This is a genomic window from Bacteroides sp. 2201st1_D9_2201SCRN_220225 (assembly GCF_040928965.1).
GTDB lineage: Bacteria > Bacteroidota > Bacteroidia > Bacteroidales > Bacteroidaceae > Bacteroides > Bacteroides stercoris.
Genome location: NZ_JBCODG010000063.1, coordinates 18,944 through 28,656, shown reverse-complemented (window position 1 = coordinate 28,656; position 9,713 = coordinate 18,944). Strand labels below are relative to the sequence as shown.

The 9,713-nt window shown below is 40.3% G+C and carries 14 protein-coding genes and 1 pseudogene; all 15 read left to right on the top strand.

Features of this window, described 5'->3' with window-relative positions:
- Nucleotides 1-408: pseudogene (locus tag AB5903_RS17260) on the top strand (DNA polymerase III subunit beta); the annotation flags it as partial.
- A 4-nt stretch (nucleotides 409-412) separates the two neighbouring features.
- A complete protein-coding gene (locus AB5903_RS17255; protein WP_368118073.1) occupies nucleotides 413-805 on the top strand; it encodes a PcfK-like family protein in 393 nt (130 codons plus the stop codon).
- Nucleotides 802-2,091, top strand: a complete 1,290-nt coding sequence (locus tag AB5903_RS17250) for a PcfJ domain-containing protein (protein WP_368118072.1) — start codon at nucleotides 802-804, stop codon at nucleotides 2,089-2,091. The genes AB5903_RS17255 and AB5903_RS17250 overlap by 4 nt, the downstream gene beginning before the upstream one ends.
- Before the next feature lie 15 nt (nucleotides 2,092-2,106).
- The gene (locus AB5903_RS17245) at nucleotides 2,107-2,967 is read left to right on the top strand and encodes a hypothetical protein (RefSeq protein WP_016661670.1); all 861 of its coding nucleotides are present in this window, start codon (nucleotides 2,107-2,109) and stop codon (nucleotides 2,965-2,967) included.
- Nucleotides 2,918-3,427 (top strand): DUF6633 family protein, encoded by a 510-nt coding sequence (locus AB5903_RS17240; RefSeq protein WP_224262923.1) that lies wholly within the window; start codon nucleotides 2,918-2,920, stop codon nucleotides 3,425-3,427. The genes AB5903_RS17245 and AB5903_RS17240 overlap by 50 nt, the downstream gene beginning before the upstream one ends.
- A gap of 102 nt (nucleotides 3,428-3,529) precedes the next feature.
- Nucleotides 3,530-3,775: a hypothetical protein gene (locus tag AB5903_RS17235; protein ID WP_151871606.1), complete on the top strand. Its 246-nt coding sequence runs from the start codon at nucleotides 3,530-3,532 to the stop codon at nucleotides 3,773-3,775.
- 88 nt (nucleotides 3,776-3,863) lie between these two features.
- On the top strand, nucleotides 3,864-4,427 hold the full coding sequence (locus tag AB5903_RS17230; RefSeq protein WP_008781986.1) for a hypothetical protein: 564 nt from the start codon (nucleotides 3,864-3,866) through the stop codon (nucleotides 4,425-4,427).
- An 18-nt stretch (nucleotides 4,428-4,445) separates the two neighbouring features.
- Nucleotides 4,446-4,934 (top strand): hypothetical protein, encoded by a 489-nt coding sequence (locus AB5903_RS17225; protein ID WP_122134322.1) that lies wholly within the window; start codon nucleotides 4,446-4,448, stop codon nucleotides 4,932-4,934.
- A complete protein-coding gene (locus tag AB5903_RS17220) occupies nucleotides 4,931-5,674 on the top strand; it encodes a hypothetical protein (protein ID WP_151871626.1) in 744 nt (247 codons plus the stop codon). The genes AB5903_RS17225 and AB5903_RS17220 overlap by 4 nt, the downstream gene beginning before the upstream one ends.
- Nucleotides 5,655-6,356 carry a 7-cyano-7-deazaguanine synthase gene (locus tag AB5903_RS17215; protein WP_368118071.1) on the top strand — a complete coding sequence of 234 codons (702 nt, stop codon included), beginning with the start codon at nucleotides 5,655-5,657 and terminating at the stop codon, nucleotides 6,354-6,356. The genes AB5903_RS17220 and AB5903_RS17215 overlap by 20 nt, the downstream gene beginning before the upstream one ends.
- Nucleotides 6,357-6,361: 5 nt before the next feature.
- Nucleotides 6,362-6,697, top strand: coding sequence for a 6-carboxytetrahydropterin synthase QueD (queD, locus tag AB5903_RS17210; RefSeq protein WP_368118070.1), 336 nt, complete (start codon nucleotides 6,362-6,364; stop codon nucleotides 6,695-6,697).
- The gene (locus tag AB5903_RS17205) at nucleotides 6,681-7,226 is read left to right on the top strand and encodes a 7-carboxy-7-deazaguanine synthase QueE (protein WP_122134320.1); all 546 of its coding nucleotides are present in this window, start codon (nucleotides 6,681-6,683) and stop codon (nucleotides 7,224-7,226) included. Before queD ends, AB5903_RS17205 begins: the two co-directional genes overlap by 17 nt.
- Nucleotides 7,181-7,774: a GTP cyclohydrolase I gene (gene folE / locus AB5903_RS17200; RefSeq protein ID WP_122134319.1), complete on the top strand. Its 594-nt coding sequence runs from the start codon at nucleotides 7,181-7,183 to the stop codon at nucleotides 7,772-7,774. The genes AB5903_RS17205 and folE overlap by 46 nt, the downstream gene beginning before the upstream one ends.
- Nucleotides 7,775-7,783: 9 nt before the next feature.
- Nucleotides 7,784-8,275, top strand: coding sequence for a helix-turn-helix domain-containing protein (locus tag AB5903_RS17195; protein WP_007558041.1), 492 nt, complete (start codon nucleotides 7,784-7,786; stop codon nucleotides 8,273-8,275).
- The gene (terL, locus tag AB5903_RS17190) at nucleotides 8,259-9,707 is read left to right on the top strand and encodes a phage terminase large subunit (protein WP_368118069.1); all 1,449 of its coding nucleotides are present in this window, start codon (nucleotides 8,259-8,261) and stop codon (nucleotides 9,705-9,707) included. Before AB5903_RS17195 ends, terL begins: the two co-directional genes overlap by 17 nt.
- Nucleotides 9,708-9,713 lie beyond the last annotated feature (6 nt).

The following is a 9,713-nucleotide window of genomic DNA, read 5'->3' as shown; positions in this document are numbered from 1 at the left end:
ATAGAAGGACGATATCCCAATTATCGTGCGGTCATTCCTCAAAATCAGTCCAAGAGAGTAGTTCTAAAAAGAAATGACTTATTGGCGGCTTTAAAGCGTGTTTCGGTATTCTGCAATATGTCTTCTTCTTTGGTTATCCTAAAATTCGATAAGAGCTCCCTGCTTATAACTGCCCATGATTTCGATTTTTCCAAGTCTGCGGAAGAAACTGTGATTTTGCAGAATGGGTGTGAAGCCATTGAGATAGGATTTAAGAGCGGTTTCTTGATAGAACTTGTGAATAGTATTCCCTCAGAAGACATTTCTATATCCATGACGGACCCGTCAAGAGCGGCTGTTTTATCTCGCTGCGATGAAGAAGAACGCAGCCTTACTTACTTATTAATGCCGATGTCTATAAATAATTAATGCTATGGAAAAAACTAAGACACCCAAACAGATCATCCAATCGTATTTGGAAGAACGGGCGAAGAATGACCCTCTTTTCGCTAGTGTATATGCGAAACCTAATAAGAATATAAACGAATGTTTTGATTATATTCTTAGTGAGGCAAAGAAACGCGGTAATGCCGTATGTATGTCTGACGATGAGGTTTTCGGTCTTGCAGTACATTACTATGATGAAGACGACATTAAAGTTAATAAGCAGACCAATTACAAAGCAGCCACTTCTCAGGCACCTAAAAGTGATGTAGGTACTGCACCTCAAAAAGAAACCGGTTGTCCGGAAAAAATGAATAGCAGGCGTAAAGGAAAGAAAAACGAGTCATCTTCTTTGCAATTCTCATTATTTGAAGGATTATGAAACCGAGAACGAAATTACAATTTAGGGTAGTTGGTTTGAGTAGCCAGCTACCCGATATAAAAAGTATGATAACTGAGTGGGCTAATAATGATTGTCTGGACCATATAGGATATGCTACCAAGTCCCGTGTCGTATGTATGGAATGTGGAGAACGTTTTTCTACAAAACTTGTAAATCGCAAGCGTGCTGTTTGTCCTCATTGCGGTGCATCCTTAAAAATAGAATGGTCGAGGAAACGTACTAATCAGCAATTTATAAGGATAGGAAAGGCAGATATATGTGAAGAGTTCCAGGTTATCCGATGCTTTGAACTATATGCTTATTATCGTGAAGGCAGGGAACCTCATTATTTTATTCGGGAAGTGCTTCAACATTGGATTAAAGACGATGGAAAACGGGAAGTGATGGCTCTTGCAAGAAATACAGGCTGTAGTGGTTGGTGTGGAAATCTTGAAATTCGTAACAAGACTGTGGGATCGTATTATTATATCGAAGATAATGATGTTTACTGTGATAAGTACCATCCAGATTCTGTATTCAAACCGCAATATACAAGGATGGGAATAGATTACAGACTTCATGGACTGTCATTTCTTGATGCAATTAATGCCATTCCTGTTAATCCTAAACTCGAAACGCTTCTTAAAGCAAAGCGGTATGATTTATTGAGTCATTGGTACAGTCTTAGTTATAAAGTGAGCAGCTATTGGCCTTCTATAAAAATCTGTCTTCGGAACAAGTATAAGATAAAGGATGCTTCGATGTGGTTTGATTATTTGGACTTGCTGGCACGTTATCATAAAGACCTGCATAACGCTTACTATGTTTGCCCTACGAATCTGAAAAGAGCCCATGACTTATATGTGGCAAAGAAAAAGCGTGATGATGAAAAGGCACGCAAGGCACGTGATATGCAGCGTTTGCTTGAACTTAAGAAATATGCCGAAGACTACATTAAGGAGAAATCGAAATTCTTTGATTTGAAACTGTCGGATGGTAAGATAGTGGTGATACCGTTGAAAAGCCTTGAGGAATTTAAGAAAGAAGGAGAAATTATGCACCATTGTGTCTTCTCAAATGAATATTTCAAGAAGAGGGATTCTCTTATCCTTTCTGCCCGGATAGGCAAGAAGCATATTGAAACGGTTGAGGTTAATTTAAAGACATTCAGTATCGTCCAATCTCGTGGTGTCTGCAATAAAGACACAGAATACCATGATAGCATAGTAAAGCTGGTGAATAATAATATGAATTTGATACAGAAGTGCCTAAAGAAGGTTGCATAATTAGATAGTGTAATAATGCCAAGAATTAGAACTATAGTTCCGGAATTTTGGGAAGATGAAAGATTTTCGAATGTATCTCTTCCTGCTTGGCTGCTTTATATCGGCATGAAGAACTTTGCTGATGATAGCGGCGTCATTCTTGCGAATGAGGTTATCATTAAGTCGAAAGTTTTTCCTGCCCGCGAAGACATTCGTAAGCAGCAGGTTTCTGGGTGGCTGAAAGAGCTGATTGAGAACTCCGTCCTTGTACCTTTTACATACGAGAACAAAAGCTACTACGTGATGGACTTTTCCAGCGAACGCATCGACAAACCGCAAAAGTCAAAAATTCCGGAAGAAGTTATAGAAAAGGCTCTTCTTTCCGCCCAAACAGGAAATTCGGGAACATTCGAGAATATTCCCGAAGAATCGGGAACGGTAGAGAATATTCCTGCTGGAAAGGATAGGAAAGGAAAGGAGAGTAAAGGAGAGGATGGGAGTGTTACGCGCACGCGCGAGGAGCCCCCACCCCCCGAGAGTGAGAATTTTAAAAAGTTCAAGGCTTGGATTGATGCAAACGCTCCTAATGTGGGTAAATTGAAGGAGCCGTTTACAGAAGCCCAGTTTGAACGGATAAAACAAGATTTCCCCATTGAGGTAATCGAGAATACTTTGCGCTCCATGCACAATTACCGTGAGCTGTTGAAGAAATACGTCAGCGCAAATTTGACATTCCGAAAATGGGCAAAAAAGGATATGGAAGATGGAAAATACAGAAAGACAAATGGTGGTGGTACGGCAGCCGGGGGAAACTCGAATGTTAGCGACGATTACAAAAGAAACATTCTTGAGAGAATTCTCGGTTCCGGCGGTACAGGTGGCATGCAGGGCGGTTAATTCTTACCCGGCTGTATTTAGTGCCAATACACCTGCGTTGATTGAGATAGAGCAAGCATACGGTTATGATTGCCTTCAAGCATACTTGGAGGGATGGCTTGTTAATCTGCGTGAGTTTGTGAATGTAGGCAAGAAGATGACGGATGCCCAAACTTTTGAAACTGCCATGATAATCTTACAGGATTATAAGTTTCTGACTATAGCAGATATAAATTTGCTCTTTAAGCGCGCCAAAAGCGGCTATTACGGCAATTTATATGACCGATTGGACGGGCAGATAATACTTGGGTGGTTTCGCAGGTATTTTTCCGAACGCTGTGGTGCAGCCGAGGAAGAATCTATAAATGAAGCTTCCAGATATAAATCAGACCCTTATGATAGGACCTGTGAACGGTTATCGGAACGTGAGCATGAATTTAAGAAATGGAGAATGAAACACTTTACAGATGGAAGAAGATAAAAGATACAGGCTGTTAGCATTTTGGATTATGGCTACTGTGATTGTTTGTACGGTGTTTTACTTTGGATTGTATTGGTATTTAAATTATCTAATAGCAAAATTATGAAAGCAAACCTAATATTTTTTCTTGCGATATTCATCATATCAGCATTATTTATCGGTCACTTCCGACTGACATTCTCACCGTTCAGTGTATCCCTACCCTATTGGCATAGAACTTTAGGAGTAGTTCTTATCGTTGTAGGATGCTTGGTTTACAACATAGGTGAGCATATATCCGGTTACAAGAAAGGACTGGAGGAAGGCATAGAGATTGTTTTGAAAGAGTTAAAAGAAAAACAAGAGTAATAATAAAAAGCGGCCGATACACCACTACCGACCGCCAGTAAGCTATAAAGCTTTCTCAGAACACACAAAGATAACAACTTTATAGCTTATGGCAAGTGCATTAGTAGAAAAATATATAGGACGGAGATATGAACGCTGGTTGGACTATGCGGTCTATCATTGTGGCTTGGCCGGTATTCCGGATGAGGCTAACGACGTGTTGAATGAGGTGCTTTGTTCTTTGCTGCAAAAGGATGATGCTAAACTGCAGCAACTTCTTTCCGCAAAGAAAAACGGCTGTACGGAATTGGATTTCTTTGTGTTGAAGATGATAAAACTGAATGTAACTTCAGACACTTCACCTTATCGGAGCAAATATCGTCCAATGCCGGTGGATCAGAATGTGGACTATTCGCGGTTGGAAATTGAGGATGTGAAAGAAGAATCAGTCGATAAGAACGAACTTCTTCTTAGTCGTTTCCATCAGGTACGCGATGTATTGCAGGATTTGGACTTGAGTCCTTTGGCGCGAAGGGTCTTTGAATATCGTTTTTTTGAAGATGCAAATTTTTCGGACTGGCCGGGAAAGGAATCTTTAAAGCAGCTTTATGAAATCTATAACAAAGTACAGGAACTGATTCGAAAGAAAATTGCAGGGGAGTCTATATTTTAATTGAAAAACGAAATTGCTATGTCTAAAGTAAGTGAGATTAAGTTAGACCCCCGCAATTATCGTATTCATGGAGAAGAAAACAAACGTCTTATTCGTAAGAGCCTTACAGAGTGTGGGGCCGGGCGTTCTATTCTTGTGGATAAAAACGATATTGTCATTGCCGGGAATGGTGTCTATGAACAAGCCCAGGAACTTGGGTTAAAAGTGCGTGTTATCGAGTCTGACGGTACGGAATTAATCGCTATTAAGAGAACCGACCTATCAACAAAAGATGAAAAGAGGAAGCTGTTGGCATTGGCTGACAATCGTGCTTCCGATTCCTCCCAATTTAATTTTGCCGCTATTGTAGAAGATTTCTGCTTGGAAGAACTCAATGATTGGAATATGGACCTACCATTTGATGAAATTCCTACCGATATTGAGGGCTTCTTTGAAGGTGCTGATAAGGTAGAGCATAAAAAGAAAGTATTGGTTTGTCCATATTGTAACAAAGAGATAGAGGTATGATTCTTTATCTTGCTGGATATAAGCCATGTGCCAGAAGATGGTGCATGGATACATCGGATATATATCTTCTTAGTTCCTTTTGGGAACACAAATCCGGCAGATATGGCAACTATGTGCTCCAAGAAAAGCATATTCTTGATAGTGGCGCTTTTTCTGCCTTTTCTGGAAATAATAATGGATTTGACTGGGATAGCTATGTAAGAAAGTATGCTGATTTCATTCTCAAAAATAATATCCAAAAGTTTTTTGAACTTGATATTGATGTTGTTGTCGGGTTGCGTAAGGTTGAATATTACCGTCGTTACTTGGAAGATAAGACAGGGCGGAAACCTATTCCCGTGTGGCATGCTTCAAGAAAAAGGGATTATTTTCTACGTATGTGTGAAGAATATCCTTATGTGGCTATCGGTACGACTTCCGCAATGGAAGAAGGTAGAAGAATCAGACAGAATCCTATGATTCTGAAATGGTTTATAGACCAGGCCCATAGTGCCGGTATCCGTATTCATGGGCTTGGTTTTACAAGTTCCAAGTATCTTCCATACCTTAAATTTGATAGTGTTGATAGTACGACATGGCTATCCGGTGCCCGATATGGACAGATATATAAGTTTGATAACGGTCAGATGCAATGCTACGATCCGCCAAAAGGGATGAGAGCCAGGCATCATGATTTGGTGAATAGACATAATTTTAATGAATGGATAAAATTTCAAAAGTATGCAGAAGAGTTCTTATGAAAAGAAAGTCCTCCTATATTCAGGGGGCATGGATAGCTGGCTTATAGACAAGATTTGGAAGCCTGATGTGAAATTATACGTGGATATGGGCACAAAGTATTCACAAGAGGAGATAAAGCGCCTTCCTGCTGATGTTGTAGTGGAGAAACTAGACCTTTCCAAGTGGGAACGGGAAGATAAGATAATTCCGTTGCGGAATATGTACCTTATCGGGATTGCCACTAATTATGGGAATGAAATTTGTTTAGGTGCTACGGCCGGGGATCGGGTGCTTGACAAATCTCCGGTATTTACTGATATCTATGAGCAGTTATTGAACTATCTTTATCAGAAACAGCATTGGACGGAAGAAAGGAAAATCAAAATAAATCTAGATTTCAAGCGATACACAAAGGCTGAACTCGTTAGGGCTTTTGTTGCGCAAGGTGGCGATATGGATGAGGCCTTTTCTTCATCGTTCAGTTGTTATACTCCGGAGCATGGGAAAGAATGTTGGAGTTGTAAACCGTGTTTCCGCAAGTTTATAGCCTTTGCCCTGAATGGCTATCCTTTTACTGAAGATATTATAGATAGGAATGTATCTTACATCAGAAAAGAAATTCTTCCTTTGATAGAATCCGGAACTTATGGCCGGAAACAAGAAGAAGATGAAATAATGCAGGTATTGTCATTTTATGAATAGTTATTATGTACACAGTTAGAAAACGTATTGAAGTATCAGCTTCGCACAGCCTGAATCTTTCGTATAGAAGCAAATGTGAGAATTTACATGGGCATAATTGGATAATCGTGGTTTGGTGTCGGGCAAAACAGTTGAATGATGATGGTATGGTTGTAGATTTTACCCACATAAAACAAAAGATTCAGGAGCAGTTGGACCACCGTAACTTAAATGAAGTGCTTTCATTTAATACGACAGCGGAGAATATGGCAAGATGGATTTGTGAACAAGTTCCGGCTTGTTTTAAAGTAATGGTGCAGGAGTCGGAAAACAATATAGCATGGTATGAAAAAGGTAAATGAAATATTCTACAGCATACAGGGGGAAGGTTATCATACCGGAACCCCGGCTGTTTTTGTCCGTTTCTCCGGATGTAATTTGAAATGTCCTTTCTGTGATACGCAGCATGAAGACGGTATTTTGATGTCCGATGAGGAAATTTTGTCGGAAGTAGGGAAATATCCGGCAGTGATGGTCATACTGACGGGCGGAGAACCTTCGCTTTGGATTGATAGGGAGTTTGTAGACTGTCTGCATCGGATAGGTAAATATGTCTGTATAGAAACTAACGGGACGCGCTCCTTACCGAATAATATAGATTGGGTAACTTGCTCACCGAAAGAAGGAAGTAATGCTATTGTTGTTAATCCTCATGAAATAAAAGTAGTCTATACTGGGCAGGATTTATCAACCTATGAAGAAATGACAGCAGCCGTGTATTATTTACAGCCATGCTCTTGTCAAAATACAGAAGAAGTTATTGATTATATTAAAAAGCATCCCAAATGGAAACTAAGCTTGCAGACCCAAAAGATATTGAATGTGCGATAAGAAATATCCTTTCGTACATTGGTGAGAATCCTAATCGAGAAGGACTTGTTGGCACTCCAGATCGTATTTTAAGGATGTGGCAAGAGATATTTCGCGGATATGACCCTGAACAAAAGCCAAAGATTACTGTATTCCCGAATGGCAAGGATGGTTTATCTTGTGGTAGTGTTGTGTCTGATTCCGGTACATATTATTCTATGTGCGAGCATCACATGATGCCTTTCTTTGGTAAGTATTGGTTTGCATATATCCCTAATCCTAAAGGAAAGATTCTTGGCATTTCCAAAGTGGGCCGTGTGGTAGATTACTGCGCTGCCCGCTTACAGATACAAGAAAGATTGGCGCAAGATATTGTTGATATGATAAGGAATGCACTTGGTGATGAATATCCACCTTTAGCTATAGGTGTAGTATTGGAGGGAGAACACTTGTGTAAAACCATGCGTGGGGTAAAAAAACAGGGAAAAATGCGTTCTTCTTTCTATTTTGATAATGGAGGCTTACCCGAATTAAAGGATGAGTTGTCTCAATTTGTCAGTTTTGGTTAGTTATTGGTTATGACAGAAAAGAAGAATTCAGCAGAAAAAAAGAAAAGAGGACGTAAATCGGATTACAAAGAAGAGTATTCCGACCAAGTTCTTAAACTCTGTCTGCTTGGTGCGACAGATAAAGAAATTGCTGAATTCTTCTCGGTTTCAGAACAGACAATCAATAGTTGGAAAAAGAAATACCCTGAATTTCTTGAGTCCTTAAAAAAAGGAAAGAATTTGGCTGATGCCAATGTAGCTTCTCGCTTGTATAATCGTGCTATTGGTTACTCATGCAAAGCAACTAAATTCGCTACATCTGATGGGCGTATAACTGACCAAAAGGAGTATATAGAACATTATCCACCGGACACAACGGCTGCAATATTTTGGTTGAAGAACCGACAGCCGGAAAAATGGCGCGACCGTAAAGAAGTTGATACCAATGTGAATTTAGGTGATGAACTTGAAAGTATGACCGATGAACAGTTAATAGCTATAATACGTGGCGAACAAGAGTAAAAGCAACCGGGAAATTCTTATAAAGCGTGCGAAGGCAGTAACAATTCTTCGCAAGCGGGAAGCTCAGAAAGATTTCTGGGCTTTCTGTTTATACTATGACCCGAAGTTTTTTGCAAAGCGTTTATTCCTGAAGAAAGTTGCAGAAGCTTTTATGCGTGTATATGAGTCATACTCTGCCGGCATAATCTATCGCCTTGCAGTAAGTATGCCGCCACGTGCAGGAAAGTCTTATATTTCATCTTTGTTTATCGCATGGATGCTTGGGCATTTTCCGGAAGAATCAGTTATGCGTAACTGTTGTTCTGATACATTGTACAATAAACTTTCCTATGATGCCCGTGATATTGTGAAGTCCAAACGTTTTCATGAAATATTTCCGGATATTTATCTTAAAGGTGATAAACAGAATGTGAAGAGCTGGAATGTTGAGGGAGCCCGTCAGGTTTCTTATTTTGGCGGTGGTGTTGGTGGAACTGTTATCGGTTTTGGTGCGTCCATGCTCGCCATGACGGACGACTTGTACAAGAGCTTGGAAGATGCCTTATCCGATAACAATAATGAAAAAGTATGGTCATGGAAACAAGGTACGCATGATTCTCGTATAGAGGGTAACTGTTGTCTTATTGACATTGGTACACGCTGGTCTGCCAATGATGTACTTGGGCGTTTGGAAGAAGCAGGAAAATATAATGAAATCATCCGTATTGCAGCTCTTGATGAAAACGAACGGTCCTTCTGTGAAGATGTACACACGACCGAATATTACCTTGAATTGCGCTCGGAGACAGACGAAAGTATTTGGATGGCCGAGTATATGCAGGAGCCATTCGAAGCAAAAGGTTTACTATTTCCGAAGTCCTCCCTTATGCGCTTTAAACTCGCCGATATTGCAGGTAAAAGACCTGATGGCACTATTGGCGCTTGTGATACTGCGGATAAAGGTGATGATGATTTCTGTGCACCATTCGCAAAGGTATTCGGACCGAAATACTTTATCACAGATGTATTATTTACCAAAGACCCGGTTGAGGTTACGGAGCCACGCTTGGCACAAATGGTAATAGATACCGAATGCGACCAGTTACGTATCGAGTCAAACAATGGTGGGCGTATATTCGCTATCAATGTGCGTAAACTTGTTACCACGAAAAGAAAGTCCTGTCTTATCCAAGCGCGTCCTACTACTCAGCATAAAGAAACTCGTATTCTGATGAAAGCCGGCTGGATAAAAAAGCATTGCGCATTCCTCGATGAAACAGAATACACTAAAGGTTCTGACTACTGGCGCTTTATGAAAGCTCTTACAAACCATAAGCGTGAGGGAGATAATGCTCATGATGATGCACCGGACGGATGCACCATTCTTGCAGAGTTTGCCGAGTCAATCGGACTGAATTTCAAAAAAACAACGCGCAAAGTAGGACGCGGATAAAATTAC

Coding starts and splice junctions, on each gene's coding strand:
- AB5903_RS17250 (WP_368118072.1), top strand. CDS start 802: ATGAAACCGAGAACGAAATTACAATTTAGGGTAGTTGGTTTGAGTAGC.
- folE (WP_122134319.1), top strand. CDS start 7,181: ATGGAAACTAAGCTTGCAGACCCAAAAGATATTGAATGTGCGATAAGA.
- AB5903_RS17255 (WP_368118073.1), top strand. CDS start 413: ATGGAAAAAACTAAGACACCCAAACAGATCATCCAATCGTATTTGGAA.
- queD (WP_368118070.1), top strand. CDS start 6,362: ATGTACACAGTTAGAAAACGTATTGAAGTATCAGCTTCGCACAGCCTG.
- AB5903_RS17230 (WP_008781986.1), top strand. CDS start 3,864: ATGGCAAGTGCATTAGTAGAAAAATATATAGGACGGAGATATGAACGC.
- AB5903_RS17215 (WP_368118071.1), top strand. CDS start 5,655: ATGCAGAAGAGTTCTTATGAAAAGAAAGTCCTCCTATATTCAGGGGGC.
- AB5903_RS17220 (WP_151871626.1), top strand. CDS start 4,931: ATGATTCTTTATCTTGCTGGATATAAGCCATGTGCCAGAAGATGGTGC.
- AB5903_RS17235 (WP_151871606.1), top strand. CDS start 3,530: ATGAAAGCAAACCTAATATTTTTTCTTGCGATATTCATCATATCAGCA.
- AB5903_RS17195 (WP_007558041.1), top strand. CDS start 7,784: ATGACAGAAAAGAAGAATTCAGCAGAAAAAAAGAAAAGAGGACGTAAA.
- AB5903_RS17245 (WP_016661670.1), top strand. CDS start 2,107: ATGCCAAGAATTAGAACTATAGTTCCGGAATTTTGGGAAGATGAAAGA.
- AB5903_RS17205 (WP_122134320.1), top strand. CDS start 6,681: ATGAAAAAGGTAAATGAAATATTCTACAGCATACAGGGGGAAGGTTAT.
- AB5903_RS17225 (WP_122134322.1), top strand. CDS start 4,446: ATGTCTAAAGTAAGTGAGATTAAGTTAGACCCCCGCAATTATCGTATT.